The organism is Arthrobacter sp. YC-RL1, from assembly GCF_001454985.1.
Classification (GTDB): Bacteria; Actinomycetota; Actinomycetes; order Actinomycetales; family Micrococcaceae; genus Glutamicibacter; species Glutamicibacter soli.
On sequence record NZ_CP013297.1, the window covers coordinates 3801346 to 3827289 of the forward strand.

The 25944-nt window shown below is 62.9% G+C and carries 27 protein-coding genes; all 27 read right to left on the reverse strand.

Translation table 11 applies throughout. The features are described from left to right. The 27 genes from ATC04_RS17540 to ATC04_RS17665 all read right to left on the reverse strand — a co-directional run bounded on the left by ATC04_RS17540 (position 1) and on the right by ATC04_RS17665 (position 25916). The gene (locus ATC04_RS17540) at positions 1 to 1329 is read right to left on the reverse strand and encodes an N-acetylmuramoyl-L-alanine amidase (RefSeq protein WP_052772148.1); all 1329 of its coding nucleotides are present in this window, start codon (positions 1327 to 1329) and stop codon (positions 1 to 3) included. A gap of 80 nt (positions 1330 to 1409) precedes the next feature. Next, entirely contained in the window at positions 1410 to 1820 is a 411-nt protein-coding gene (locus ATC04_RS17545) for a hypothetical protein (RefSeq protein ID WP_047117656.1), read from the reverse strand. Next, complete coding sequence (locus ATC04_RS17550) at positions 1813 to 2295, reverse strand: hypothetical protein (protein WP_152666712.1); 483 nt, start codon at positions 2293 to 2295, stop codon at positions 1813 to 1815. Before ATC04_RS17550 ends, ATC04_RS17545 begins: the two co-directional genes overlap by 8 nt. A gap of 64 nt (positions 2296 to 2359) precedes the next feature. Further along, positions 2360 to 2986: a hypothetical protein gene (locus tag ATC04_RS17555; RefSeq protein WP_047117654.1), complete on the reverse strand. Its 627-nt coding sequence runs from the start codon at positions 2984 to 2986 to the stop codon at positions 2360 to 2362. Positions 2987 to 3001: 15 nt separating this feature from the next. Next, positions 3002 to 4231: a hypothetical protein gene (locus ATC04_RS17560; RefSeq protein WP_060617047.1), complete on the reverse strand. Its 1230-nt coding sequence runs from the start codon at positions 4229 to 4231 to the stop codon at positions 3002 to 3004. Then, positions 4228 to 6456, reverse strand: coding sequence for a hypothetical protein (locus tag ATC04_RS17565; protein ID WP_047117743.1), 2229 nt, complete (start codon positions 6454 to 6456; stop codon positions 4228 to 4230). The genes ATC04_RS17560 and ATC04_RS17565 overlap by 4 nt, the downstream gene beginning before the upstream one ends. Before the next feature lie 32 nt (positions 6457 to 6488). Further along, on the reverse strand, positions 6489 to 7208 hold the full coding sequence (locus ATC04_RS17570; protein WP_157359301.1) for a hypothetical protein: 720 nt from the start codon (positions 7206 to 7208) through the stop codon (positions 6489 to 6491). A 157-nt stretch (positions 7209 to 7365) separates the two neighbouring features. Next, positions 7366 to 11928: a phage tail tape measure protein gene (locus ATC04_RS17575; protein WP_231736039.1), complete on the reverse strand. Its 4563-nt coding sequence runs from the start codon at positions 11926 to 11928 to the stop codon at positions 7366 to 7368. Between the two features lie 281 nt (positions 11929 to 12209). Beyond that, positions 12210 to 12548, reverse strand: a complete 339-nt coding sequence (locus ATC04_RS17580) for a hypothetical protein (protein WP_047117741.1) — start codon at positions 12546 to 12548, stop codon at positions 12210 to 12212. A gap of 8 nt (positions 12549 to 12556) precedes the next feature. Continuing rightward, positions 12557 to 13156 carry a hypothetical protein gene (locus ATC04_RS17585; RefSeq protein ID WP_047117740.1) on the reverse strand — a complete coding sequence of 200 codons (600 nt, stop codon included), beginning with the start codon at positions 13154 to 13156 and terminating at the stop codon, positions 12557 to 12559. A 2-nt stretch (positions 13157 to 13158) separates the two neighbouring features. Continuing rightward, positions 13159 to 13398, reverse strand: coding sequence for a hypothetical protein (locus ATC04_RS17590; RefSeq protein ID WP_047117739.1), 240 nt, complete (start codon positions 13396 to 13398; stop codon positions 13159 to 13161). A gap of 88 nt (positions 13399 to 13486) precedes the next feature. Next, the gene (locus tag ATC04_RS17595; protein WP_047117738.1) at positions 13487 to 14005 is read right to left on the reverse strand and encodes a hypothetical protein; all 519 of its coding nucleotides are present in this window, start codon (positions 14003 to 14005) and stop codon (positions 13487 to 13489) included. Then, positions 14006 to 14158: a hypothetical protein gene (locus ATC04_RS19545; RefSeq protein WP_157359302.1), complete on the reverse strand. Its 153-nt coding sequence runs from the start codon at positions 14156 to 14158 to the stop codon at positions 14006 to 14008. Between the two features lie 70 nt (positions 14159 to 14228). Then, entirely contained in the window at positions 14229 to 14624 is a 396-nt protein-coding gene (locus ATC04_RS17600) for a hypothetical protein (RefSeq protein ID WP_152666722.1), read from the reverse strand. A gap of 26 nt (positions 14625 to 14650) precedes the next feature. Further along, positions 14651 to 15037: a hypothetical protein gene (locus ATC04_RS17605; RefSeq protein WP_052772162.1), complete on the reverse strand. Its 387-nt coding sequence runs from the start codon at positions 15035 to 15037 to the stop codon at positions 14651 to 14653. Then, complete coding sequence (locus ATC04_RS17610) at positions 15034 to 15450, reverse strand: DUF6093 family protein (protein ID WP_047117736.1); 417 nt, start codon at positions 15448 to 15450, stop codon at positions 15034 to 15036. Before ATC04_RS17610 ends, ATC04_RS17605 begins: the two co-directional genes overlap by 4 nt. A 2-nt stretch (positions 15451 to 15452) precedes the next feature. After that, positions 15453 to 16058: a hypothetical protein gene (locus ATC04_RS17615; protein WP_047117735.1), complete on the reverse strand. Its 606-nt coding sequence runs from the start codon at positions 16056 to 16058 to the stop codon at positions 15453 to 15455. A gap of 3 nt (positions 16059 to 16061) precedes the next feature. Then, the gene (locus tag ATC04_RS17620) at positions 16062 to 16463 is read right to left on the reverse strand and encodes a hypothetical protein (protein WP_047117734.1); all 402 of its coding nucleotides are present in this window, start codon (positions 16461 to 16463) and stop codon (positions 16062 to 16064) included. 2 nt (positions 16464 to 16465) lie between these two features. Beyond that, positions 16466 to 17287 carry a P22 phage major capsid protein family protein gene (locus ATC04_RS17625; RefSeq protein ID WP_047117733.1) on the reverse strand — a complete coding sequence of 274 codons (822 nt, stop codon included), beginning with the start codon at positions 17285 to 17287 and terminating at the stop codon, positions 16466 to 16468. Positions 17288 to 17305: 18 nt separating this feature from the next. Beyond that, entirely contained in the window at positions 17306 to 18028 is a 723-nt protein-coding gene (locus tag ATC04_RS17630; RefSeq protein WP_052772160.1) for a hypothetical protein, read from the reverse strand. An 11-nt stretch (positions 18029 to 18039) separates the two neighbouring features. Then, a complete protein-coding gene (locus ATC04_RS17635; RefSeq protein WP_152666721.1) occupies positions 18040 to 19158 on the reverse strand; it encodes a hypothetical protein in 1119 nt (372 codons plus the stop codon). After that, positions 19158 to 20582, reverse strand: coding sequence for a phage portal protein (locus ATC04_RS17640; RefSeq protein ID WP_047117732.1), 1425 nt, complete (start codon positions 20580 to 20582; stop codon positions 19158 to 19160). Before ATC04_RS17640 ends, ATC04_RS17635 begins: the two co-directional genes overlap by 1 nt. 2 nt (positions 20583 to 20584) lie before the next feature. Next, complete coding sequence (locus ATC04_RS17645; RefSeq protein ID WP_047117731.1) at positions 20585 to 22318, reverse strand: terminase TerL endonuclease subunit; 1734 nt, start codon at positions 22316 to 22318, stop codon at positions 20585 to 20587. A 45-nt stretch (positions 22319 to 22363) separates the two neighbouring features. Then, positions 22364 to 22963, reverse strand: a complete 600-nt coding sequence (locus ATC04_RS17650) for a phage terminase small subunit P27 family (RefSeq protein WP_047117730.1) — start codon at positions 22961 to 22963, stop codon at positions 22364 to 22366. Between the two features lie 640 nt (positions 22964 to 23603). Beyond that, entirely contained in the window at positions 23604 to 24338 is a 735-nt protein-coding gene (locus ATC04_RS17655; RefSeq protein WP_047117729.1) for a hypothetical protein, read from the reverse strand. Continuing rightward, the gene (locus tag ATC04_RS17660) at positions 24322 to 24666 is read right to left on the reverse strand and encodes a VRR-NUC domain-containing protein (RefSeq protein WP_231736041.1); all 345 of its coding nucleotides are present in this window, start codon (positions 24664 to 24666) and stop codon (positions 24322 to 24324) included. Before ATC04_RS17660 ends, ATC04_RS17655 begins: the two co-directional genes overlap by 17 nt. Then, positions 24663 to 25916 carry an HNH endonuclease gene (locus tag ATC04_RS17665; RefSeq protein ID WP_047117728.1) on the reverse strand — a complete coding sequence of 418 codons (1254 nt, stop codon included), beginning with the start codon at positions 25914 to 25916 and terminating at the stop codon, positions 24663 to 24665. Before ATC04_RS17665 ends, ATC04_RS17660 begins: the two co-directional genes overlap by 4 nt. Positions 25917 to 25944: the final 28 nt, after the last annotated feature.

Sequence of the window (25944 nt, forward strand, 5' to 3'; positions counted from 1 at the left end):
TTACCAGGCCTTCACTTTCTTGAGGTTGTTGATGTACTTCTTGGTGAGGTAGCCGTGCGGGTTGTTCCACCCGTTGCGGCCGGAGGTGTAGCCGGCCCACTTCTTCGAGGTGGCACCCCAGTAGCCGTCGGAGGCCCAGTTGTCAGGGACGCCGAGCATTTTCTTGGTGGCGTTCTGGGCGCGGACGACTTCCTGGTACTTCGCCTCGGTCTTGGACCCCCAGTCGCCGTCTGGGACGAGTCCGTGCCATGCTTGGTACTTCTCTACGTCGCCGGCGTCAGGGTTCTTGTAGCCCATGGCCTTGAGCTTCTTCTTCACATCTGCCGGCACGCTCGGCTTGGCCGCAGGCTTGGAGCCGCCGCCGGAGGGCTTCACCGGGGCGGTGCTCGTACGCTCCGGAGCTGAGCCGATCTTGATCTTGAACTTCTCGAACGCGAGCTCCGGCGCGTAATCAGAATTGGAATTGCGCCAGTCCGCCCACAGTTCGAAGTGCAGGTGCGGGCCGGTCTGGGTGCCAGAGCGGTCGTTGTAGCCGAGCAGCTGCCCCGCGACAACCTTGTCCCCCACCTTGAAGTGATCCAGCGGGCGCATGTGGTTGTAGCCGTTACCCTCGCCGTCCGGGTTGGAGATCAAGCCACCGTTGCCAGTGCGGCGCTGTGCCCAGGTTGAGGACTTGTTTCCAGGCTTGGCGTTGCGGACGATCTCCTGCCACGTACCGGCGAACGCCGCGTAGACGGGCATGCCGACCTGACCCGGCTTCGGCGGGGCAATGTCCAAGCCCTTATGCCCGGGGTAGCCGCCGCGGTCGTTATGATGGCCGGTAAGCCGGCCTTCGAATGGGCTGATCATTCCCTCCGGGTTCTCCTTCTGGTTGGGGTCGGTGAGGTCGAGGAATTCATTCCAGCGGCCCGCAGCGCGCATCTTCGACGGGCAGTCCTTCCCAGTCCAGTGCGCGTGGTCGTACACCTTCGAGCGGCCGATGCCGTGCTGGCGGCGCAGATCCCGGACGACCTTGGCTGCGTTCTCGAATGCCTGGTCGTAGTCGCCGTCCGAGTTGACGCAGATCTCCACCGCGATGGATGACTCCGCAGCTTCGCGGGTGCCGCCGTGCCAGCACTGGGCCGTGTCCGGGTAAGAGCGGATCGCTTCGGTGTCGTCCACGGTGATATGCCAGGACGCTTGCCGGACGTTGCCCGACGTTTGCAGGTCCGCGTGTGCCTGGGCGTCGGCGCCCTTGGACGTGTTCGCGGTTTCGTGGACCGTGATCGACGTGCACCCGTTGGTGCCGTCGTAAATCTTGTCCTTGTGTTTGACCAGCTGCTCGCGCATGGGCCAGCCCTTTCGGTGGGTATGACGAAGCCCCGCCACAAGGACTGTGACGGGGCAAAAGTTATGACCGCTTACGGCGGTCAGTCGATGGTGATGTTCGGGCGCGCTGGCGGATGCTCAGACTGCCGGTAATGCGCCCAACGATGCGTCAGGTCATCCCATGCAGCATGAAAGATCCGAAGCCCTTCACGAAGCGCCTGGATGGTGCGGTTAGCCTCCCGAACCTGCGTCTCTAATGAGTCCACCCTGCCTGCGAGCTTCTGCCGTTCCTCACGCTCATAGGTAACATCTTCACGCAACCGCTCAACGTCCTTGCGTGATTCTTCCGCTACAGCCAGCGCCATCTGCTGCGACTTCTCAGCCACCGCAATATCAGCATCCCGTTTCTTCACGGGTGCTTCACGTTTGAATTGCTTATAACCCCAATAGCCGCCGCCGCCTGCTATCCCCAGCACAGCAATGATGATTGCAACGATTGAGGCTTCACCCATGGTTGTGTTCCTCAACTTCCTTCAGGGTGGCACGCACGGACCGTTCGATCATGATGATGGAGATCGCACGGATCAGTGAGCCGATGCCGAGGGCAAGGGGAACACCCCACGAGAACAACGAGCCAGGGTAATGCCACGACACAGACAGAGCGTAGGTGGCGAATCCGCCGGCGGTGAACCACCAGCCGAACTGCTCAACAGCCCACCCGGTAGACACGTTGTCACCCCACCAGTTCAACCCAATCAGCGACATCATTCCCCCTGTGCCGAGGAACCCCGAAACAAGGATCACAATCGGCCACGGCATCTTGTCCATGCTCTTCGACGGAATGAACTCCGGCACAAACAACGACAAAACCACCAGCACACCGAACAGGACAGCGACCACGGCCACAGTCATATCCAACGGGTGAACCAACAATCTGTCCCACCAGCGCGGCGGGTTACGTGTCGGTTTGAAAACATGCGTAGGCATCACGCCCACCTCCAATCAGCAGGCGCACCTATCGCCGCCCAAGGGATCTGATCCATACGGTCTCCTAGAACGTTTCGACTTGCAACCAATCGATCTCGAACCCGGCGACCGTCCCAGTGCTCGCGATTCCCGCGTAGTTCCCCGACGTCACATCAGAGTCCATCACGGAAGCAAGGACCAGCCCGTTGACCACCAAGGTCACTTCGCCCTCGATGCAGCGCACACTGATCACGTCGCCGGGCTTGATGCTCACCGACCCGGAAAGGTAGGTATGCGCGCCGGCGAAGCGTTTCATCAGTCGGCACGTTGCATCGGTGATTTCCAGACGGTAGCTTGGCGGTGCACCGGTCACCGTGCCACGCAGAACATCCAGATAGAACCCGGAGGTAGTTGGCCGTTTGTTCAGCTTGATCGTCACAGCCACGGCCGCGGCGGTCGTCGCGAGCAACGCCGATGACGTGGCCGCAAGGGACCCCTTCACCAGTTTGCCGGAGGCTGTTGCGAATCCGTTCTCGGTGCCTACCCAGGTGGCGCGCTGGGCAGCCACCGAGGCGTCGGTTTGGCGGCCGATGACACTGGCTGTGTCACCGGTGAACGAATCCTTATAGAGGATCCTCCCCGGAACGACCGGGGTGTTGGCCGGTGGGCTGCTCAGCCCGTCAACTTTCAATGCCAGTCCCTGATTGGCCATATGGGTTCTTCCTTTCTAGTACCAGCCCAGCACGGTCCGCATGTGCCGCATGGCTGCCTTGGCCACCGCAAGGTTTCCCGCGTCGTTGAAATGGCCGGCATCTTGCGAGACCGATGGTGGTTTGATGCGATTGGCTTGTGCCGTGAGGTCCGCCGAGGTCGGGCTGATTCCGGCATCAGCCCATAGCTGTGGAGAAGCGATGTAGGTCTGGACATCGAAGAACAGGTCGCCAAAGAACATTTTCAGTGCAGCGTTGACTGTGGCCACAAAGGTGTGTTGGGCGTTGCCCGCCGTCTGATCTGAGTCCACGAAGTGACCCCACACCATGGACCGTTTCGTTTGCGGGCTCAGCCAGGCGAACATCTTCTTGGTGTAGTCAATGACCAGTGCCGCCCCGCCGCTGTCGGACCAGTTGTTCTTGCCCGCCCACAGGTGTGTGCTGTACTGGCGGTAGGCGGTCCCGAGATCGGAGATGAACGGCGTTCCATTCGGTACGGTAACCGCCGTACCGCTGCCGGTCCGGGTGAACGTCATTGCCGTATTCGTCGCCGACAAGGTGCCCGGCACCCCGTGAAGTGTTCCACTGAACGGTTTCAGAGCAAGCGCGGTCGTCATGTTCGAAGCGGTGACGGTGACCGCCCCCGACGCAGGAATCTGCCCGCCGGTCACGGTCAGCAGGGCCGGGACCGCACCGGAGCGCGCCGCGGTGTGCTGGATCCGTTCTGCGCTCTTGCCTTGCCCGTCAAAGCTGACCGCGACAACGGAGAATTCCGCCCCGAGCGCCGAAGCAATGAACTGAGAGGACGAGGACCCCCAGATGGTGGAAGAACGCATGTCGGTATTCACCGGCACCAGCACCCCATCGACCAGCATCCGGTCGGTAGGCAGGCCCGCCCCGTCGCTCACCTCAAGGTAGGCCTTCATTCGAGCGGCCAGCCGGCGCACCACGAACTCGTCAAACTGGCCGGTCCAGTCCAACGCCAGATCAGTGGCGCGGTTTCGCCGGTCATGAGCCACCAGCATGAAGGCATCGTTAGTCACGAAGTATGGGAGCCTGGCATCGTCTGAGGAGACCTTCTTGTCCGTGTCCTCCTGCAACTTGACCAGTTCCTGATCGGTGACCTTCGCCTGCATTTCAAGGTCGTACCGGATGCTTTCCGGGCTGGACTTGTTCGCGATAAGAGCGACGTCTTTAGGGTATGGGATACCCCGCGACGTGAATTCGTGCGTGTCGTTGAAACTCAATCCGTCCCCCTTCGAGGAGTATCGTCGAAATCTTTGTACGTGCTCACTACGTTCCAGGCGGCGGCGAACGAGTTGTAATCAGCGGTCGGGCCCCACGCGGCGGCGAAGTCCGCGTAGGTGGTGAACGTCGAAGTTGCCTTGATGACGCGCACCGCTACTTCCTGGTCAAACGATCCCCCAGCGCTGGTGTTCAGGCCGACGATTAGGCATTTCAGCTCCACACCCATCAGCGTGTGTGATTGGACGGTGATCACGTCGCCTAACTGTCGGCGCGGGTCGAAGCCCAGCCGCATGCCGGTGATGACCGGTTGTGGCGTGACGACCTGGGTGCTGATGAAGTCGGTCACCGCGTCCACGACCCGGGTCTCGTTGTTATCCAGGTGGCCGGTGCCCCAATGCTTGCAGTCGTGTTCAAGGATCGGCCCGATGTTCCCAACAATGGTCGGGGTGCGGGTCTTGTTCGTCCGCACCGCCTTGCCCTTGCCTCGCAGCACCGGTAGCTGTTTGTCCCACTGGTACGGCCACAGCTCAGTACGGCCGGTGAACGTGGAGGACCAAGTGCGAAGCTCCACCTGGTTGCCGGCGGCCAGCGTGCCGGCGGTGTGCTTGAGCTTCCACGCGCCATCGGAGATCTTCAGCAAGGCCACGTCCAGTTTCTTCGCGGAAGGCAGGGTCGCCCATTCCTCGGTGGTCCCGTCCGTGTAGATGCCTCCAGCGATACTGCCAATGCCCCGGTTCGCGTCGGCCAGCGAGTTCACCCCAGGGACGGTCAGCTGTTCGTCAACTTCAAGCCACGCTTCCCCATCAGGTTCCTCGATCAAGGACACGTGTTCCCCGGCCGAGGACATGACCACCGATTCGGAGGAAGACCAGAGCTCCACCGAATAGGTGGTGGAGCGGTTGATCGTCCAGGTGTCGTAGCTGGTGATGATTTCCGAGCGAGCCCCGAGCAGGTCCTTGCGCCACGACAGGGACCTAATGTCATCCAGCGTCGTGACAGTTTGCACCGAGGCCTGCCCGCGGAGCGCGTCAGACTGGATCGCCTTGGCTACACCGGTTTCGTCGATCCAGAACGGCCACAAAAGGCACTGTCCCACTTCGCTAAGCAGGTCCGCGGCGGACTGGTCCGCCGTGGCGGGGCCAGCCATGAGCGTGTCGTGCATGGTTCCGGTGGTGATCTTCGCAGTCGGGGTGAAGTTGAGCGAGGCGAAGTCGTGCCAAGGCTGGGTCGGGTGGGAAACTTGCACGCCGTTGACCCGGCTTCCCGGGTCGGCGACAAGACGTACCTCAGACATAAGCGTGCTGTTCGTCCAGGCGCCGGCGCCGGTGGCAGTCTGCCCCGCGCTCGTGCGGAGAGTCACTGAACCGTTGACGAATAGGGCTTGGGCGATCACCCCGCCGGTCCACGGCACCGAGCACAAGGTGCCGACCCCGCCGATCAAGAACAACACGTGGGTTGCGGTGGCCCGCAGGATTACGTTGGACCCGCCATAGATGACCTGCACCGACGCGGTCCCGGAATGCTCCGGGGCGATGTTCAAGGTCAGCTGCACCGGCTTGTCACCGGCGCGGGGGCTGGCTGGCCGGTAGGCGGCGTTCGCGTCGGCTACGTGGATCCCGTCAGGCCACAGCGGCGACAGGGCCGCGTCAGTGCCGCGGGCGCAGCGAATCAGTTCGCCCACCAGCGGCCACAGCGAACCAACGGCCGGGAGGTCAACCACACACCCGACCTCTGCCGGGGCGACGACGTTGAACCCGGCCCGGCGCATCGCCGTCGTGACGTAGAAGCGCGGGGACAGACGGAACCGGCGGAACGCAGTCTGCCCCTCGACCGGCGGCATGACATCCACCAAAGCTGGCAGGCGCACCTTGCGGGAGAAATCATCGATCCGGTCAACAATCTTCGACTGGAACCCGCCACCGATATCCCCGGTGGACGAGTCGATGACACCGACGAACTGCGACCACTCACTGGTCCCGTCGCCGGCGAAGATCTGCACCTTGTCGCCCTCAGCCGGGATCCACCCGGTGGACGGGTTCCACGGGTTGCGGCCACCATCAGAGACATCCTCATCCGAAGCCCACACGATGCTGCCCGAAGCCTGCGCGACACCGCCGGCTGCGACAACCTGCTCGGGAAGGTCCCCTACCAGGTCGCGGTCAACCGACCACGAAAGGTGCGGACGGACAACTCCGTTGACCAGGACACGGCTGGTGTATGCCATGACATCCGAACCAACCAAAACGCCACCTTGCACTATCCAACCTCCGTCACAGTAAAACTCAGATCGCCGTAGATCCGGGCCGGCACCGCCATGGTGAGCGACCGCGCCGCGGCGTGGACTACGGCTTTCTGGCATCCCTGCCCGTCCGCGTAGTCCAGCACGCCCTCTGACCATGTGATCGCTGGGCGGGTTGCGTGCTCCACCTCGAAGGCGACCAGCCGGCACCGTACCGCACCGGCGACCGGGAGCCCGGTCACGGATACCCGTGACCAGGTACTGGTTGCTGTTGCCGAGGAGGTTGTGCTTCCCAGGGGCACGGTCGAGTCCGGGCCGTACCAGTACAGGCGGACGCGGCCACCGGCGCGCTTCACCCATGCCGACCCGGTCACGGCCACTCCCTGACGGACAGGGGTGAAGTCCGTGCCCAGCAGGATCTCTTGCCCGTTACCAAATTCGGTAGGAGCCAGTGAGCGCACCGACCGGGCAGCCCACCCATCCGCGCCCAGATCCACTGGGCCACCAGCAAGCAGGTTCGTCACCAGCGGTCCGTACTGCCCGCTGGTCGCCGCCGGGCTGAGAAGGTTCGTGATCGGCGCATCCGCCGACACAAACGTGAACGGCCCTGCACCCCAGTCCCCATTCACGAATCCCATCAGCGCGGCGACCTCACCCGGTGTGGTCGCCGCCGAGGTCTGCAGGGACCATTTCCGGCGGCCAACGGGGCGGGCCTGGCCTTTCAGTTTCCCTTCCAACGTGGGTTCGAAGGTGTATCGATCCTCATGATCGACGCTCTGCGATGACGGGCATTTGATGCCGACCATCCGGCCCGGTGTACCGAGGTAAATCAAGGCGAACTCCTTTTGGAAACAGAAACGGCCCAACCTCGAAAAGGATGGGCCGTTTCTGTGTTTAGCGGCGGTTGCCTACGTTTTGCGCTACTTGAGACATCACGCCGTAGAACTTCCTGCCGTCGATATTGACCATCGGCTGCCAACCCGCCATGCCGTCACGCACAGCCTGGGCGATAGCCTCAGGTGAGACACTGGCCGGCGCGGCCTGAGCCTGCGCGTACTGGGAGACCTCGTACGACGGTGGAACCGCCAGTGCGAGGTTCGGCTGGTACGCTGCGGCCACGTCATGGCCGAGGCCTGCGTATGCGTCGATAACTGCCTGCCGGCGGTCATCATGGCCCACGAGGATCCCGTCCAACGCGTCCCGTCCGCTGACCGCGAGGGTACGCGATGGGGAATGCATGTCCAAGGAGCGGCGGAAGGCTTTCTCCGCGCTCTTGCCGAGCTTGTAGAAAGCGTCCTCCACGCCCTTTTGCTTGGACTCCAGCCCGGCCACCAAGCCTTCGGCCGCGTCGATACCGCCCCGGTACATGGACTTGGTGACTTCGTCGCCAGCCTGCCCGGACCAGTAGTCCATCGACTTGTACGCGTCGTTGAGCTGCTGGCGCTCCTTGCCAGTAGCGGACAGCAGAGCGTTGCCAACCTGTGTTCCTTCCACGGTGCCCAGGTCGGCGATCTCCCGGATGATGGCTTCGCTGTAGCCCTTCTTCCTGAGGCGTTCCAGCATCTTGCCGAACCGCTTGAACTGGGCGGCCTTGCCCTGCGCCGACTTCACAAACGAGCCCGCGGACAGCGGGCCCTTTTGCTCACCGGACAGCAGGTTGGACAGCACCCCGCCCAGCGAGTATTCCCCGCGTAGGCCGGACGCTACCGACTTGCTGGCTTCGAGCAGTCGGTCACGAGCCGCGGTCGCCTTGTCCAACTGGGTTTCCAGCTTCTTCGACTGCTTTTCCAGCTTCAGCAGCTGCGATTCCATGCCGTACGCGGTAGACCGCAACGCAGACCGCTTGCCCTTGGACAGGTCCTTGTTCTTGGACTGCTCAAACAGGCGGTCGACCACAGACATGCCGGAACCACTGGTGAACGAGTCGGTAATGTCGCCGCGCTTCAGATCCCTACGCAGATCGAACCGGGCCTCACTCAACCGGCCCTGTCGTTCCCGCTCAGCCTTGCGCGCTTCCTCCGCTTTCTTCTTGGCTTCCTTGGCCACTTTTTCCGAAGCTTTCGTTGAAGCCTTGACGGCTTTCAATTCTTTCTTCGCAGCGTCCAGTTCGTCTTTGAGATCTAGCTTGCGAGCCCGGCTCTTCTTATCCCCGGACATGCGGGAATATTGTCTCTGGAGACGGTCGACCTTCCGCTCTGCCTCGCCGACCCGGCCGCCGGACTTGAGCCCGACGAGCTGCTTCATCATGTCGACGCGGGGATCGTCCCGGTTGATCATGCCGAGCAGCTCGTCATGCTTGTCCGAGCTCCTGCGGTTGATGACCCATTCCAGATCATCCACCCACGAGAGCGGCGTGCCATCCGACGCGATGCCAAGGATCTTGTCAGTACCCAGTCCGGTCCGAGGCAGACGGCCGCCGTCCGCATGCTGTGGCAAGCGACCGCCGGCCTTCTTCTTCCCAAACTGCCCCGTGATCGTACCGTTGTCGATCGAGGTGATTTCCTTGGTGATCGACTGCTTGATCGAGATCGACGAGGCACGGGGACGAGCGACCCAATTGAGCTGACGCTCCACAGTGTCGATACCGGAGGCGCCAACGGTGACGGTCGCGTTTTTGCCCTTGATGCCGTTGATGTCCGCTTGGGTGCCGACTACGGTGCCGTCGTCGGTGACCCAGACCTTGCGGGTGACGCCGTCGATGCTAACGATGGCTTCCTGGACCACCTGTGTGGTGCCGTCCTCGGTCACGAACACGTACTCGGTCTTGCCGGTCACGCCGTTGATCTTGGACTGGACCTCACCTGTGGTGCCGTCCTCGGTGACCGCCACGGTCACCTCTGTGTAGCCGGGGATCTCCGCAATGGACTTGGTGGTTTCCTCCGCGGTGGTCTTGGCGACCTCCGACATCCACGACTCGATGGACACACCGTCGGGCACGCCCAGCACCTCGCGCGCCAGATCCTGCGCCGCGGACTTGGAGAGCCCGAAGGCTTCGCCGGACTTCACCAGGTCCTTGTACGTGGTGCTGAGCTTCTCCTGCAGCTGGTCCTGCCCCAGGCCTTCCTCGGACATTGCACGGACCTCGTCCATGCCGCCCTTGGCCAGCGCTTGGAACTCCTGATTCGCCAGCCGACCGGCCTCGGTGCTCAGGTCGAAATCATCCTTGGCCTTGTTGAGCGCCTTGCCCAGCTTGCCCTCGGCGATTTCCTCCGCGGCCTCCTGAACCGAATCCAGCTGCTCCTCATACGCTGCGGCCGCATCACGCGAATTCATCGTGATCATGCCGGTCTGGAACAACAGATCCAGGAAGTCCGCCATCGAGTCGACGGCGCCCGACGCGGATACGCCCACCTCGGCGAGCGCATCGGCGGTCTCCTTCGCTGCCTGCGCTGCCTGCACAGCTTCGGGCGCCGTGCCGGAGAGAGCCCAGTTCAGCAGTTCTTGTTCGCCTACGACGACCCCTGCAGCGCTTGCTACATCGCGTAGCGAATTGAGGTATTCAGGAGCTTGGCCCTTGATTTCCTGAATTGAAGCTCCGGACTGCAGAGCTGAATCGTGCATCATCGTGAAACCGGCAGCGGCCTGTTCATATGCGCCCGACTGAGCCAGCGTCTTGAGCGCTGAATCCAGTTCGCCGATGTTCTGGCGTACTACCTCAGACCCGGATTCGACGCCGGGTCCAAAGATCGTTCCGAGGAAGTCGTTGAAGTTGTCGAATCCGCTGGGGTTATACAGCCGGTCCATCGCTGATGCCAGATCGTTGACGGCCGTTGGGGCCCCGCCAATGCCGGATCCGCCTCCCGTAACGACGGTGTTTTTGAATACCGCGTCGAGGGCTGCCGCCGAGCTCTCACCCTTGTCCGTGATTTCGGACAGCGCGTTTATGATCTCGGATGCTTTGACAGGCTTGTCCAGATTCGAGCGGATTTCACTGGTGATTGTCGCGGCAGTCGAAAGAGCTGCGAAAGCGGCCCCGAGAATTCCGACTGCTTTTGTCACCTTGCCGAGTTTGCCTGGCATTCGGGAGCCTTCGGCACCAAGGTCCTTGAAAGCTGACCATGTGTCTACTACTGCGGGTGCCAACTTCGTAAACCCGCCGACGGCGAGCGCTGTAGCTCCAGCCACACCAGCAATCGATGTCACCGTTGAGAGTACTGGGCCTGGGATGCGGCCGATGGCATCGACGACCGACTCAGCGCCCTGCACAAGTTCGCGGAGCGCGTCGTTTGCGCCGCTTCCGGATTTGATGAAGACGGTGTCGAAGGCGCCGCCGAGTTTTTCAACGTCACCTGCGAGGTTGTCTTGCATGATGGCAGCCGTTTCGGCGGCATACCCTGCGTCGTTGACCTTGTCAGTCCACTCCTGGATGCCTTCGGCTCCCTGCTGGTAGAGCACGTTGGCAGCACGCACTGCGTCAGACCCGAAGATCGTGGCCATGGCGGCGTCGCGTTCGGCGGCGCTCTTGGTCGAGAGGCTGCTTGCAAGCTGACCGGCGAGCGCATCCATTCCTGCGAATTCGCCGTTGGCGTCGTACATGTTGATGCCGAGCTCATCCATGAGCTTTGCGGATTCTTTAGAAGGTGCCTGGAGCTTTTGCAGCATGGTCTTGAAACTGGTGCCGGCATCAGATCCGGTTAGACCAGCAGAGGCGAAAGCCGCAAGGGTGCCGGTGGTCTCCTCGACGCTAAGCCCAGTTCCGGAGGCTACTAGGCCAGCTTGGTTTAGAGCTTCCCCGAGGTCGTGCACTGATCCCTGAGCCTTACCGGCACCTGCTGCGAGCAAGTCGGCTAGGTGCGGAATCTGGTCGCCTGACAATTTGAACTGGGTCATGGCGCTTGCCGCGATCTCCGCAGCTTCGCCTACCCCAAGATTACCTGCAGCCGCCAGGGACAGTGCGCCGTTGAGACCGCCGCCAAGGATGCTCTCTGTCGACACGCCGGCTTTCGCCAGTTCCTCGATGGCGCCGGCCGCTTCCTCTGCAGAGAATGCAGTGTCTGCTCCTGCGGAAATTGCTGCTTCGCGCAGTTGCAGCATGTTGCCACTGGTCTCATGCGTTGCAGCCTGAACCGCGGACATGGACTTGTCGAAGTCTGCATACTTCTTGACAGCCATACCGACTCCAGCGACGATGCCAGTTCCGGCACCCATCATTACGTTGGAGACGGTTTCCCATGCCGCGGCGCTTTTCGCTGCAGCAGTCTCCGATTCGAACCCGGCCAGGTATGCCGCATCAGAGAACGCTTCGAGGTTATGAGCAGCTGCTTGTGTGGAGGACAGAACTTTGCCGTTTGCATCAGTCAGCTGGCCCTGCGCGTTGTAGAGAAGGCCCGCGGACTTGGCGGCGCGCTGATCGGCCGCGGCGACCTTCTCAATGTCGGCCATACGCCGCTTAGCCGAGTCACCGGCCTCGTCCGCGGACTTGGCCAGCTTCTCGGTTTCCTTCGCGGCATCGGTCATGCCCTGCTTGTACTTCGAGATCTCGGCTTCGAATACGACCTTGACACGACGATCTGCCACCGGTCACTCCTTCACAAAGTTAAAGCCCCGATAGGATCAGAGCCATGAGTAATGAATTGACGCGGCGCCGCCGCAAACCAGGTTCGTTTGTAGTCGGCGCTGGAATCGCTGTGGCTGTCCTAGGCCTGTTGCTTGATTGGTTTTTGAAGTGGTCCGGCGGTCAGGGATCTATCGCCTGGATATTTCTGATCGCCGGAGCCGTCATCGTGATCATTGGCTACCTACGACGGATTGCTGTTGGGATTGAAAACAAGCCCGCTTCCCGTGAGTAGGTCATCATCGATGGGGCGGGAGTAGAGCATCTCGCCCGGTTCCGGTGTGTAGCCGGACTGGGACTGGCGCTCCTGTATGGCGGCCTGCGCCGTGCAGATCGTCGTTTCGGCTTCCCAGATGCCCTTGTTTTTCTCGTTGCGGCAGACGAGCACCGAGCGGCCGCAGGAGGCGCACTTGGTGTCTTCGTACAGCTGGAACGCGAACACGAGCAGGTGGTCACGCGAACCCCAGGTGCGCCCGCCCAGGAATGCCGACGGCGGCCGCTGGAAGTTCGCGGCCGCCTTCAATGCGGAGACTATGCGTCGGTTTCCTGGGTTGTGGAGGGCTTCGGCAAAAAATCTGCGTCCGGCTCATTGATCGACTGGGAAGCCAGCTGGTAGTCATCGACGATGCGCTTGAACTGGGCCTCGCCAACGATGCGGTGCATCTGCTGCAGCTGCTCCACGGTGAACTCCGGCTCCTGGATCGCGTCGGCCAGCAGCCAATAGGTCAAGGTGCTGCCCGACCGGCCGCGGGCCTTGAGCGCCTCGGCCGACTCGTCAGATTCCGGGTACTTCTCCTTGAGGTGCTGGTCCAGCGCTTCGGAGATGTCGAGTTGCTCGTCCTTGGTGTGGCCGGAGGTCTTGACCAGCAGGCCCGAGTCGTGGAACTGCTGGGCGATCTCGGCGTACTGGGCGCGCAGGGTCTCCGCTGACACGTCGGAGATGGAGCGTTCTTCCGCCGGGACCATCTCGGCGATCTCGATCTTCTCCTGCAGGCGGTCCAGCTCGGCGATCAGGTCGCCTCGCTGGTGCACGGTGCTGGACCGGGTGGGCTTGTGGGCGCCGGCGATCCAGTCGGCGAAGTTGAACTCGGTCGGCTCGATGGCCGCGTTCTGGGTGGTCTGCTCGGACATGGTTAGGCTCCCTGCTTCTCGTCGATGACTGGAATGAAGATTTCGTGCGTGACGCACCCGCTGCCGTCTTCGTGCAGCATGCGGCCACCCTCCGGTGTGCGTTCAAACACGGTGGCGTAGATGCCACCGCGGCGGAAGGACAGCTCTTGGGTGTCCTCCGGCTTGATGCCGACGGCGGTGAAAAGGCTGGTGAACTGCTCCCGGGTCAGCGACTCCGGAACGCCTGGAATGGTCTTGCTCATGGTTAGGCTCCTTGAGATGGTGGAAGGCTCTGGAATGCTGGGATGCCGTGTGGGCGGGGAGCCTAAGACCCGCCCACACGGTGGTTTGCTAGGCGCCGGCGGCGACCTTGATGTTCTCGTGCATGCGCTGGGCTTCCAACGGGACACGACGCTTGATGAAGCCGGAGCCCTCGGTGCGCTGAGGCGAGTCGGTGACGACCTCACCACCCAGGTAGATCTCGTCTTCCGCTTCCACCTCGTCGGCCGAGGCCTTGCCGGTCTCCCGCACGTAGATCCAGACAGTCGCGCCCTTAGCCTTGAGCGCTTCCCACAGCTTCTCGCTGGTCAGATCCGGCGCTCCGGTGGTCGGGTCGAACTTACGCCACAGGGTCAAGCCTGTGTTGTAGTTCGAAGCACCAATCGCGTTGGCGTTGCCGTCGGCGTCCAGAGGCTTCTCAGCGATCTTGTCCGAGTCCGAAGTGGACCAGTTGAAGTCCGAAGTCAGGATGTCCGGCGAGGCGTAAATGCCGGCGTCCAGCTCGGTCTTGGTCGGCTTGGCCGGGTCGGCTGGCTTGGTCGTCAGCACCATGACGCGCGGCTTGCCCTCGGCAAGTACTCGTGCACCCATTTACTTGGCCTCCTTCTTTGCTGGCTCGGCCTTGGCGGCCGGAGCGTTGAGTACGAAGTCGTTGAACGGCGGGTCCTTACGGTCCAGCCACGCCTCCGGAATGATTTGCTTCTTGCCAGTGGTCTTCGAGTAGGCCTCGACGAATCCCGACATGGAGCACCTCCCTGTTTTGGGTATGAAAAAAGACCCCACATGGTGTGAGGTCTTGGTGGATTGATACTGCTTACAGCCGGTCCGCAATGAAGCGGAACTGATCGACTGCGAACACCGGCCGACGCTTGTTGGTCAGCGGCGCGTCCTTGTCCGCTCTGGCATCCTGCAGGGCGGACTGCTTGAGCCGCGCCGGGGCTAATCCGGGGACGGCCACTGTCTTCCGGTCCCAGGCATCCCGGCAACGATGCATCACCGAGTCCATGGATTCCGGGGTGAGCCCCACATAGGTCGCGTTCACCTCGACCAGCAGGGATGAATATTCGTCATCCAGCGAGCCGGACTGCTCGTCTCCGGACAGCCGGTCGCCCGGCCGTCCCCACAAGAACACGTAGGGGAAGTCCGCGGGGACGGGCGGTACCGAGATCTCGGGCTCCAGCAGGTAGACCCGAATACCTGGCGGCGCCATGGCCTGCATGGCCTTGCCCAGCGCGATCACAGCAAGCCTTCCGTGGCCATTTCCATGAAGCCAAAGAACACCGGAGCTTCAAGCCGCATCGGCACCACAGGATCAGGAACCGTCCCCCCACCCATGGACGTACCGAAATACGCGATGTTCTCCAACGCGCCAGCCGCGGCGCGGGCCACGTTCGGCCCGACCTCAACTTGGATGACCGTGTCTCCACCGAAGCCCAGCTTCTTCACGTCGTAGTCCACCGACCGCGCGGCCGGCCTGAACGACGACGATCTTTGCAGATCCTTGGTCATCCGCTGCTTCATCGCCAAACCCGTCTTTGGCATGATCTTGGCGATCTTCGAGACCAACTTGTCCGGCACCTTGCCCATGTCCCGAGCCAGTGCATGGATCTCCTGCCCGCTCATGAGAGCGTCACCTCCACATTCCATCGGTCGGCTGTTCGAAGGCTCTTCAAGTCCGGTTCGGTCAGCCGGAACAACTGCCCGACCAAGCCCACGTCCTCCGGGATCTTCGAGCCGACGATCTCCAAGAGCATGTCAGAGCGATACTGCTTGGCGGCGCTGGCCCCGCGCCGGAAGTGCACCTGGAACTTACCGCTGAGGTAAGAGTGCCCACCGGCCTCCGGCTCCGTGCCTTGCGCATTGAAGCCCTGAACCTTGCACCACCCGGTATCGACCTCACGGAACCGATCCACGACAACCGCCGTGTCCGGATCCATCTCCTGGCCGATAACCTCCCGGAGCACGAAATGATGGACGTGCAGCTCCCCCGCACGGCGAGCGCCTCGGCGTGTGGCAGCGATGGCACGGCGTTGCATACTCAAAGGCTGCCCACCACCTTGGCGCCGTAGTTGCCGAACCTCTTTGCGAGGCGGTCTCGGGCGCGTTGCGGGAGGGTCATTTCGGTGATGGCATCGACAGTGTCTCCGGTGGAGTAGGACTCCTTGTAGTCGTCGATGGCCACCGAGGACAGGCGGCCGTTGTTGATGGCCAGTCCGTCGGCTCCATCTGCAGCGTTGTTCAGCGCTGAGATGACCATGCGGCAGATGAGGTCCTTGATGTCGGCCGGGAGGGACGGCAGGCCGTGGGTGTAGTCCACGGTGACGATCTCCAGGCTTCCTTCCGACCATCCGGTGGCGCGGTACAGGCCGGCGTTGATGCGCTTGTAGTCGGTGACGGGTTGCCCGTCGATGGTGACTTCGTGCACCTCGGTGACCGGTAGGCCCGGCAGGCGCAGGATGCGCGCCCGCAGGGCTGGCAAGTCCACGGTTGAGCGGGTGGAGAGGATTGGTGAGCCTGCTGCGTCGATGACCTCTGCCGATGCCGACTCGATCAAGACCGTGGTTATGGGGGCGGTCAGGTCGATGTCGTCTGGGATGGGGTACTGTTCCAGGTCTGCTTTGGTGATCAGGCCCAACAGGCTCACCTCCTATTCGGTGTCGTCCGGGTTGGTGCCGTCGCCCTGGTCGCCGTCTTCGGACTCGGTGCTACCGGTCTCCGAAGTGGCGGGGTCGGCTGGTTCGAGCAGCTCGCGGATCTCTCCCTGCTTGAGTCCTGCGAGGTCGTCCTCGGACTTGCCCTGGGATAGCGCGTAGGCCACCCAGTCATCCCGCGAGGCGTTGCCCCGCGGTTTTTCCACCGTGGTCGAGGCCTTGGGGGTCGCCTCGGCCACGGGGTCGTTGCCGCCGAACTTCTCGCTGGCGATTTTCGCCAGCTGCTCGGCGGTCAAACCTTCTTCAACCTCTACGACGATGCCGGAGGCGATCAGGCCGGAGGCCACAGCGCCCTTGAGGTTGAGCAACGTTCCGGACTTTCCGACGTACGGTGCCATGGCTAGGCGGCCGTCCAGTGGAATGCGGCGGTCGGGCGGATGATCTTTCCGCCGTAGACGTGCAGGCCACGGACGCGGTCGGCGATGCGGTCGTTGGCCCGCATGGTCTCGGTCTTGTTGATCTGCGAGGCGAAGGCCAGCGCCGATCGGTGCCAGGCCACGAGCTGCGGCTTGCTGGTCTCCGGGAGGTTCTCCGAACCGTAGGAAGACATGGTCAGCAGCTTGCCGTAGGAGGCCTCGCGCAGTCCGGCGGTGGTGCCGGATTCGTCTGCCTTCATCAGCTTCGAATCGGACCCGTCCAGCAGGGAGGCGAACTCGGCGTTCATGACCAGCACTCGGTCAGTTGCCGGCACCAGCGCCTTGGCCAGAGCCTTCTTGGCCACGCCGATCAGATCCCACGCGGTCTTCGCGTCGGTTGCCGGTGCGGTCGGGGTCAGCACAGTTCCCTGCGCCACCAGCAGGGCGGCGAGGAACTGGTCAGCATCCTGCACCAGACCGTCAGCTGCCGACTTGGTGAAGGCGCTGAGCAGGTTCGGTTTGGCCTGGGCCGCATCGATGTCGTCCACGTAGAAGTCGAAGGACTTCTCCTGGTCGATTGGCAGATCCACGCCGGTGTCAGTCACGCCGTCCGGAGTGGTGGTACGGCCCGCGGCCTTGTAGTCCTTGATCTCAACCGGAGCCACGCCGGTGATCTTCACAGTGTTGCCGGACTTGGCTTCGCCTTCGTACTCGCGGTTCGCCAGACCGGCGAAAACTGCATTCTCCTGGAACTGGGTCAGGATCTTCGCCGACCAAATTGCAGGAATTGCCTTGGTGATTGCCATTGCAATCTCCCTTCAGGTTTAGAGTGCGACCTTGCCTTCGTCGTACGCCTTGGCGATTTCCGCCGGCGACATCGAATCAAGGTCTTTCTGGGTGAGTTTTTTGGTCGTCTTGCGTTTGCCGCGAGCCGAATCGAACTTGGGACCTGCGCCGCCTTGCACGGCGAGGTATGGTTCACGCTCCAGAAGCTCGTCGATCGCCTCAGCGATTTCGTCTTCGTCCACGTTGCCGTCTTCGTCCACCTCGAATTCCGAGATGTCCAGCAGACGGATTGCCAATGCCGGGTTCTGCAGTTTGCCTGCCGCTGCCGACTTGATTTCCGAACGCACAATGCGTTCATTGGCCTTGTTGAGGATCGCCGCGTCACGCTGGGCCCGCTCGGCTTCGGCCTCCTGATCCTCCTTGGACTTGCCTGCGGAGTTCTTCAGGCGCTCCAGCTCGGCCTTGGCCTCGCGTGCTTCCTTCTTGGATGCCTTAACCCGGCCCTTCATGACCCGCAGCGCGTTCTTCCCCTTGTCGCCAAGGGCATCCGCGCCGTCCGGATCGTCTTCGTCCTCTTCCGAGTCGCCGGAGTCGTCGTTGTCCGAGCCGTCCGGATCGTCGTCTTCGGATTCGTCCTGGTCTTCCTCGTCCTCACCGTCGGCCAGCATGACTGCATCGCCGAAGGTGCGGTAGTGGAAGGCCAGCAGCGCTTCGATGCCGCCCGGGGCGGTCAGATCGATGCCATGAATGGTCTTGGGCATGGTGTTTCCTTTCAGTCGGTCGCCTTGCGCGACACGGCGGTCCACGAACCCGTTGCGGGATCGAGGGTGTAGCTCGGCTTGTGGCCACCGAGGTAGCCGACGCCGGGCCCGCGGATTACACCTTCGGGGTCTTGGCCCAGCCCGGTGATGTATCCGTAGTCCTCCAGCATCCGGAGCGCTTGCTCACGGTTGCCTTTGGAACGCTTGTAAATTTCTTCGGGCAGCAGGCGCTCACGGATCGCCACGCCGTAGCGTTCGGAGCCCCGGCGGTTGCGGGTTTCCTGCAAGGAGCCCCAGTAGCCGCGCCGGGTGGTGCCGTAGTGGGTCGCCAGCGCCCCGCCAGTGGCCGAATACGCGCCTTGCCGGGCATTGACCACCTGGAAGATGTCCGCGCCGTCTCGGACGGCCTGAGCGCCCGCGTTGGTGAAGTACTTGTTCTGTTCCGCGGCGCTCAGCGACTTGAAGTAGGCGTACGGGTCGATGGCCATGTCACCGGCGAGCGCTTCATCTACCGGGATGTGCCGGCAGTCGCATCCGGGGTGCCGGTCGAAGGCTTCGGCGGAGCGGTAGGTCTTGCCGGCGAGGATCGCGCAGCGGCTGCAGGAAGGCGGGTTGAGCTGCCGGACGTAGTGCATGCGGACCGGGGCGGTGGTCATGGCCACGCCTTCGGCCTGCCGGGCGGCGTCCGCGATCTGCATCTGCGAGCGCAGCAGGAGGTTGTCCAGGCCGATGCCGAGGGATCGGTCGGTGGTGTACCCGGTCTTGAGTGCCCGGAGGGTCTTGTAGACCGGGGACATGAGCGACTCTTCCAGCCCGATGGCCGGACGTGGCCGGTCGCCGAGCTGGTAGGCGATGCCGGCGAAGCCCGCGGCAATGGTCTGGAATTCCTGCGGCTGTACGTCGAAGGACTGCATCACCGCGTTTGAGTACTCCACGGAGTCCGCTGCCACGGCTTCCTGCGCCTGGGCCACGTAGAGCGCGGCGGCGCCGGCCACCGCGCCCCATGATTCGATGATGTTGCGCCGGTCGATGCCGGCCCAGAGCCGGGTGAGGTTTCGCAGGGTGCTGGCCTGCACCTGCTTGCCGTAGGCGTAGTGCGTGGCCGAGGCCTGCATGAGAGGCTGACTCATCAGACCCCCTGGCGCATCCGTTCTTCAGCGACGAGGAAGGGGTCCATCATGCGTTCCCGTTTCACCATGTCCATCACTCGGGCCACCTCCACCGGGTCGGTGACCAGCTTCTCCACCACGTACTCGGTCGGGAAGCCTGCAGACTTGAGCTTGGTTCCCACATCGGCCATCTGCGCCTCGGAGCGGTACTGGATGTTGTCCCAGATGATCGTTCCGGCGCGCAGCGCATCCAATCGTTGCGGTGTCGCGCCGCGGGCGGCAGCCATGAGGCGGAAGGTCTTCTTGATGCCCTTGGAGGCGTAGAGGATGCGTTCCTTGACCTTGGAGACCAGGCCGGCTTCGGCGATGTTCAGCGACTCGGCCGCGGTGTTGATCATCTTGGCGACCAGGTAGTGCGGCGGGGTGCGGGTCTGGGCGGCGATGTGCTCGACGATCTGCGAGATGACCTTGGAGAACGCTTCGAGGTTCGCCGCGGTCCATTCCTCGATCCGGGCATCCTGCCCGGGGATGAACATGATCTTCTCTTTGAGCAGCTCGTCCAGCTCGATGTCCTGCGAGCCAATGATCTGGCCATCCTTGTCCAGGACCGGAACCTGCGGCACGTCGGCGTTGGCGACGATGCGGGCTGGCTGGGAAGCCTGGTCCAAGGCGTTCATCAGGTAAGCCCAGATCAGGTTCACTGCGTCCTGAAGCGCTGCGACCCCGGCGATGTCCGACATGGGGGTGTCATCCAGCAGGGTCTTGTTGCGGATCTCCGTCAGGGGAACTTCTCCGAGGTGGTGCATCTGGAACGGCTGGTCCTCGTCGCGCAGCTCCCAGCCACCGTTCTGGGGCATCTTCTCGGTGTTCTCGAAGCGCATCTGCCCGTGCTCGCGCTTGAGCTTCACGAAGTGCGAGTCGGTGTAGAAGGTGGCGAAGTCGTACTTGTCGTCGCGCCACATGACCAGGCCATCGCGGTCGATGCCGGTCACCGGGTCGGTGTCGACAATTGCCGTCTCCGGGTGCTCCCACGTGACCGAGGGTGCTTTGTCCGGTGAGTCGGCCGGGTGTACGAGCGAGAACGCGCGGCCGCCGGCCATCTGCATGGTAAACGCTTCGGAACTGCCCAAATCGGAATTCGAGCCGAGCCAGTCGCGCTGCAGCTGCTGATCAATGCCCATGGCTTCGCCATGCGCCCGGAAGCCCAGCACCTTCATACGCTCGGCGGCCGCATCGACCACCGGCATGCACCAGTTGTCGCCGAAGCCGGCGAACTGGTTCTTGAAGTACTCGTCGAACTTCTTCGATGCCCAGCGCAGGGTCTTGCCCTCGCCCTGGTAGCGCTTCACGTGCTCCTCGATGCCCGGGGCGCGTGATTCCAGTTCCCGGGCCAGTTCCTCGACGCGCTTGAACACTGCGTCCTGGTCGGTAATGTCGATGACCACTGCTACCCCCTTCGAGTGTTGGAGCCGGTCTTGATGAACGTGTTTTTCTGCTCCAGCGAGGTACGTACGATGCCGTCCAGGCCAGTCACTGCCGCCTGGAAGCCATCGATACGGGCCGAGGAAGTGCGCCGGTTCGGCTTCACCGGGCGGATGTTGTCCGCATCGTCGGTCTTGACTTCCACGCGGGAGGCCATCCAGCGCATGACCGGGTTATCGTCGTGGCGCATTTCCTTGGCCTTCCACATGCGCTCCATCTCCTTGGAAGCAGGAGACAGGCCGTAGAAGGTCTGGGCCACCGGGACGATGTCGATGCCCTTGAGCTCCGCATCGAGTTCCTGGACGATCTGTCCGGCGAACATACGGTCGTAGCTGATGCGCTGCATGTCGAAGTGCTTGGCGTCGCCGATCACCGCGGCCTTCACCGCCGAGTAGTCGATGACGTCGCCCTCGGTGGCCGTGACATAGCCGCGGTCCACCCAATCCTGAATCGGCACCAGCAGCTGCTCTTCGAGCGCCTTGATGCGTTCCTCCGGGATCCAGAACCTGGTGAACAGGTCGAACTTCAGGCCCGGCCGGTTGGACTGCGCCCAGACCGTCCACGCCGTGAAGTCGCTCGTTGCCGACAGGTCGAGCCCGCCCCAGGCGCGCCGGCCGCGCAGTGGTGTGCGCTTGGCTCCGGCCAGAGAATCCCACAACGGCACGTCCACCCAGCGGGAGGAGCCCGGCGAGCGCAGGTTCAGGGAGAGCTGCAGGTAGGACTTGAGCGCGGCTGGCGAGCCCTTGGCCTTGGTGGCCTGGTCTCGCATGTAGGCCCGGGTTGGCGATTTGCCGAGCCCTGGGTTGGCTTTGAACTGGGTGGCTTCGTCGAATGGGTCGTCGGTTTCGTCGGCGGCCCAGATGACGCCGTAGAAGCGCGGGTCTTTGACGATGCCGAGGGCGATGTTGCGGGTGTAGTTGTGCTTCTCGTCGTACGGGGTGCCTTCTTCGGCCTCGTCCGCGGTGGTGATGAAGACGATCAGCGGTTGGTCTCGTGCGCCCACGCCAGTCTCGATGGCCTCGATCAGCTTGCCCTTGAGACGCAGGGTGTGGATCTCGTCCACGGTCGCGCCGGAGACGTTCAGGCCGTGGGCGGTCTCTGCCACCGAGGAGATGACGCGCAGCACCGAGTTGGTGCGGGGCACGCGGACCACGTCCTTGAGCGGCTCGATGCGCTTCCGGGCGGCCTGCGAGGACTGGAGCATGGTCTTGGCGTCGTCGAATACTCGGCGTGCCTGGTCCGTGGAGCCTGCCGCGTTGTAGACCTCGGCGCCGGGCTCGTTGTCGGCCAGGAGCAGGATGCCGGAGATACCCGAGGCGAAGGTGGACTTGCCGTTCTTGCGGGGAATCTCGATCCACACGGTGCGGATGACTCGCACGACGCGGTCTATTTCCTCGTCGTGGTAGACCCAGCCGAACACCGGAGCGAGCACCCAGACGACCTGCCACGAGTCCAGACCTTCGCCCAGACGCATGCGCACGCCTGCCCAGCGGCCTTTCGTGTGCTTGAAGGCTCCCAGTGCCCGCAGGGCCTTGCGCGCCCGTTCTACGTCAAACCACGCCCCGGGCTGCTGGTCTGCCTGGTTGGCGACGACCAGCGGTTCACGCTTGAGCCCCTCGATGATCTGGTCATGGGTGACACCCAGCTCGATCAGCGCGTCGTAGGGAGCCGGCAGACGCTCGAAATCAACGTCGATCATGCCGGCGACCTCCTTGCCGGAGGTGCTTCACCCTCCAATCACGCCTCAGTCGAACGGATCGTCATCGTCAGGGCCGTCTTCCCGGCCCGGGAGGCCGGTTCTCGCGGCCGGAGACAGGCCAAGCTCACGGATGTAGGTCTTGATCTGCGTTCGGTACTGAGAAGCGATTGTGGTGTGCGGGTTGCGCGCCGGGCCTCGCTGGCCGAGGACGATCAAACCCTCTCTGGACAGCTCGTGCTCCGCCCATTCCAGGCGAGCCACACAGATGCACAGATCCACCACGATGGACCAGTCCACCGCGCCGAGGCCGACGCTGTTCTGCAGCACCGGGACGATGCGTTGCCATTCCTGGCTGGCGCGCTTCTTCACGAAGCGGGTGCCGTTGATCGCCTGGCGCTTGAGATGGTAGTCGACCATCTTCTTCTCGAAGCGGTACATGCGCTGCTGGAAGTGCTCGATCGACTCGTCATCTTCGCGCGCCGGCTCTTCGGGCTTCTTCGGAGCCATCGACTCCGGCAGTTCCTTCGACCAATCCGGCTCGTCGAACTCGACCGGCGGCAACGTCACCGAATCAGGGGGCGGACGGTGCCCCGGATTGCCCTCACGGACCACGGCGAGCGCCGGTTTTCGGGCTGGACCCGGCATAACGGCTACACCCCCTGATCAAAAAGTTCTAACCTGCGGGGATACGTAGACCTCTGCCCGGCGGCTCTGGGCAGGCAGGCGGAGGGGGTCACCCCCACCCCTTCGGGAGGGGCGCGAAGCCCGGAATGTCAAGGCATTCGGGGCGTGTCACTGCGGTGTATTCCAGCCTCCGGGCTGATGTTCAGCGGTTTCGCTCTTGTGGCACGGCGAGCACAATCCGCGGCCGTATTTGGGATCGTCAGGGTTCAGGCCCTGCGAAATCAATCCCTTGCGGGAGGTCGGGTAGTGGTCAGCTTCTCGAGATGGTCTCGACATGCATCTGACACAGATAGGGTCTCGGGCAAGTACTTCCTCGCGGAACCTGCGGTGCCCTCGGCTGGTGTACCCGCGCCACCGGGACGAACCACGGTGCTCTTCGGCTGCCTTCTCGTGCGCATCACAGCGGCCGCGGTTCCCGAAGGCTGGTATCAGCTCGGTGCAACCTGGCTGAGTGCAGGGTTTCTTCGGGGCAGACGGCAACGCTGGTCACCTCACTGCATCCGGGTACGACGAAGCCCCGAACCTCTGAGAGATTCGGGGCTATCGCTTGAGCCAGTAAGGCCATTCAATCAGTAAATTTACCGTGGCTATGTCAAGTCCGTCAAACCCGACCCAGCTTGGGCGGACGCGCCCGCCGTGGCTTGCGGGCCCGGAGCATCTGAGACCAGGTGTCCCACTGCACCGCGTGCTTGGAATCACCCGAGCACCGCACGATGTGAGTGCCGGCCCGAGTCTCCACCACGTTCAGCTGAGCACCGCAGCCCGGGCGCTTGCAGTACTGCTCCGGAATCTCGACGCTGGTCTCCTGCCCATAGCTGGCCGTGGCGATCCAGTCCGCAGCATCCGCGATCCACCAATAGGCGTTCTTGGTGAACGTCTTGTCCTTGGACTCCGCGATCTTCACCGCCTGCCGACGGGACAACCATTCGGCCAAGCTCGGGGTGGTCTGGTCCTCCGGCAACCGCACGCCGTGGTCATCGACCAGGCGCAGAACCACTGACCAGATATTGTCCCGGGCGACCAGCAGTGCATCCGACACCGCCACGTTGATCGGCACCGGGGCTTCGATCCGCTGGGCATGGCGCTCACTGCCACCACCACCAGACCCGGAGTGCAGCGCTTCCTGGGCTTCGTCCCACCTCTCGGCCACAAACCGCAGGTCGGCGATCATCCGGTCATTGCACTCACCGCAGAGATTCAGACCGGGCATCGCACGGGGCACCTGCACGTCGTAGGCGCGGGCCATCAGGTGAACCACGCACACGCCCACCGACTTCTCGGCCAACTGGATGCAACCCCAGCACCCGCAATACGGGGACTCAACGTGCTCTGGCAATGACAGCACCTCCTCGCAGTACCCGCAGGATCTGACCTGACACGTAATCGATCGGGCGCCACACCTCGGCCGTTGCACCACCACGACGCAAGCCGTTGATCCAGGACTCCTGATCCGGGCTCACCCGGCCGGTCTGGGTCTTCAGCTCAGCGAACACGAGCTTGCCGGACTTGCCGTGCACGAGCACCAGATCAGGGAAGCCAGGATTAGAGCGCCGGCTATCGGCGGTGTGATAGGTCAGCGTGTAGCCCAGGGTCTTGGCCAGCTGGATCACCTGAGATTGGAAGGTTACTTCGCTCCACAACAGAGCAGGATGGTTCTTCATCATGAGTTCTTTCTCTTCCGAGGTCTTCTACGTCTTGAGCGGTTGGCAGGAGGGCTTGACGGTTTAGGAGATTCAGGGTGGGAAAGATCGCGTCTCCCGCCCCTACCCGTCCCGTCCCGACCCGGCCCGTCCCGACCCGTCCCGACAGATCTAGATCCGACACCCTCAGGTTTCTTGATGATCAATTGATTATTTTTTGATTCGGAGTTGATCGGAGCCGGTGCGTGGGACGAGCCGGTGGTTACCGTTGCGTCGTCGCCAGCTGGAGTCTCACCCTGGTGGGGAGTCTCGACAGCCTCGCTGCCCAGTGCTTCGAGCACCTCCGAGTAGTCGTGGAGCCCTGCGTCGATGTCCGAGAAGGACACGCGCTCTTTCCGGGCCGGTTGTACCGGTTCCTCGGAGTGCTCAACCACGGGCGCTGCCGTTGCTTCCTGAGCGGTGCGGGCGGACGAGCCGGTGGTAGCCGTTGCGTCGTCGCTTGCCGTTGCCTCAGCCGAAGCTGTGGCCGGAGCCTGCGCCTTTTCAGGTGCCGGAGCGGTTGTGGGAGCGTGCAGCTCAACACGTTGGGTGGAGACCTTTGCCAGGATGCCCGCCTTGTCGCGCAGCCACGCGACGGTGTCTGCGGTGAAGTACGGCGTTCCTGGTGCCGGTCTGAGGTCTTTGTCCCAGTACTCACCAGCCTTTCTCTTTGAATTGCAGGACTTGCAGGAGACCACGAGCCGTTCGATCGGCGTCGGGTCGGAATTGTCCAAGTCCTTCGGGTCGAGGTGGTCAATCTCCCCGGCCCGGATGGACTTACGGTCATTGTTGAATGTGACCAGGCGGCCACACCAGCGGCATTCGGCGCCATCGCGCTTGATGATGGCGCCCTTCTTGGCCATGTCGTAGGTATCCGCGCGACGGTTCTTCTCGCGGTCCTTGTCCGACTTGAGGATCATGTGGAAGAGATCTTCATCCTCCACGAGCTTGAGTACCCGGCGCATACTGCCGTTCTCCTCAATCTCCTTCTCTTCCAGAATCCCGCAGTAGAGCGCCGCCCCGAGCAGGTCCTTGTACCTGCTCAGGCCGGCGAGCTGCTTGGCCGTGCCGATCTCCACGATGTAGTCCCGGTCAAACGCCGCCGATTGCGTGGCGCAGCGGTTGGCCCAGCCGTACATCTCATTCAGGAGACGATCATCAACCTCATCCAGCTCCAGAACACGCAGCACCAACGGGTGATTCGCCGATACGTCCGACTGCTTCAACCACGACATGCAATGTGTTCCTGTTCGTATCTCTCGC

Coding starts and splice junctions, on each gene's coding strand:
- ATC04_RS17665 (WP_047117728.1), bottom strand. CDS start 25,916: ATGTCGTGGTTGAAGCAGTCGGACGTATCGGCGAATCACCCGTTGGTG.
- ATC04_RS17575 (WP_231736039.1), bottom strand. CDS start 11,928: ATGACCGATGCCGCGAAGGAAACCGAGAAGCTGGCCAAGTCCGCGGAC.
- ATC04_RS17545 (WP_047117656.1), bottom strand. CDS start 1,820: ATGGGTGAAGCCTCAATCGTTGCAATCATCATTGCTGTGCTGGGGATA.
- ATC04_RS17590 (WP_047117739.1), bottom strand. CDS start 13,398: ATGAGCAAGACCATTCCAGGCGTTCCGGAGTCGCTGACCCGGGAGCAG.
- ATC04_RS17645 (WP_047117731.1), bottom strand. CDS start 22,318: ATGATCGACGTTGATTTCGAGCGTCTGCCGGCTCCCTACGACGCGCTG.
- ATC04_RS17635 (WP_152666721.1), bottom strand. CDS start 19,158: ATGAGTCAGCCTCTCATGCAGGCCTCGGCCACGCACTACGCCTACGGC.
- ATC04_RS17585 (WP_047117740.1), bottom strand. CDS start 13,156: ATGTCCGAGCAGACCACCCAGAACGCGGCCATCGAGCCGACCGAGTTC.
- ATC04_RS17630 (WP_052772160.1), bottom strand. CDS start 18,028: ATGCCCAAGACCATTCATGGCATCGATCTGACCGCCCCGGGCGGCATC.
- ATC04_RS17625 (WP_047117733.1), bottom strand. CDS start 17,287: ATGGCAATCACCAAGGCAATTCCTGCAATTTGGTCGGCGAAGATCCTG.
- ATC04_RS17620 (WP_047117734.1), bottom strand. CDS start 16,463: ATGGCACCGTACGTCGGAAAGTCCGGAACGTTGCTCAACCTCAAGGGC.
- ATC04_RS17550 (WP_152666712.1), bottom strand. CDS start 2,295: ATGCCTACGCATGTTTTCAAACCGACACGTAACCCGCCGCGCTGGTGG.
- ATC04_RS17595 (WP_047117738.1), bottom strand. CDS start 14,005: ATGGGTGCACGAGTACTTGCCGAGGGCAAGCCGCGCGTCATGGTGCTG.
- ATC04_RS17660 (WP_231736041.1), bottom strand. CDS start 24,666: ATGATGAAGAACCATCCTGCTCTGTTGTGGAGCGAAGTAACCTTCCAA.
- ATC04_RS17605 (WP_052772162.1), bottom strand. CDS start 15,037: ATGAGCGGGCAGGAGATCCATGCACTGGCTCGGGACATGGGCAAGGTG.
- ATC04_RS19545 (WP_157359302.1), bottom strand. CDS start 14,158: ATGTCGGGATTCGTCGAGGCCTACTCGAAGACCACTGGCAAGAAGCAA.
- ATC04_RS17555 (WP_047117654.1), bottom strand. CDS start 2,986: ATGGCCAATCAGGGACTGGCATTGAAAGTTGACGGGCTGAGCAGCCCA.
- ATC04_RS17610 (WP_047117736.1), bottom strand. CDS start 15,450: ATGCAACGCCGTGCCATCGCTGCCACACGCCGAGGCGCTCGCCGTGCG.
- ATC04_RS17600 (WP_152666722.1), bottom strand. CDS start 14,624: ATGGCGCCGCCAGGTATTCGGGTCTACCTGCTGGAGCCCGAGATCTCG.
- ATC04_RS17565 (WP_047117743.1), bottom strand. CDS start 6,456: ATGGCATACACCAGCCGTGTCCTGGTCAACGGAGTTGTCCGTCCGCAC.
- ATC04_RS17650 (WP_047117730.1), bottom strand. CDS start 22,963: ATGCCGGGTCCAGCCCGAAAACCGGCGCTCGCCGTGGTCCGTGAGGGC.
- ATC04_RS17540 (WP_052772148.1), bottom strand. CDS start 1,329: ATGCGCGAGCAGCTGGTCAAACACAAGGACAAGATTTACGACGGCACC.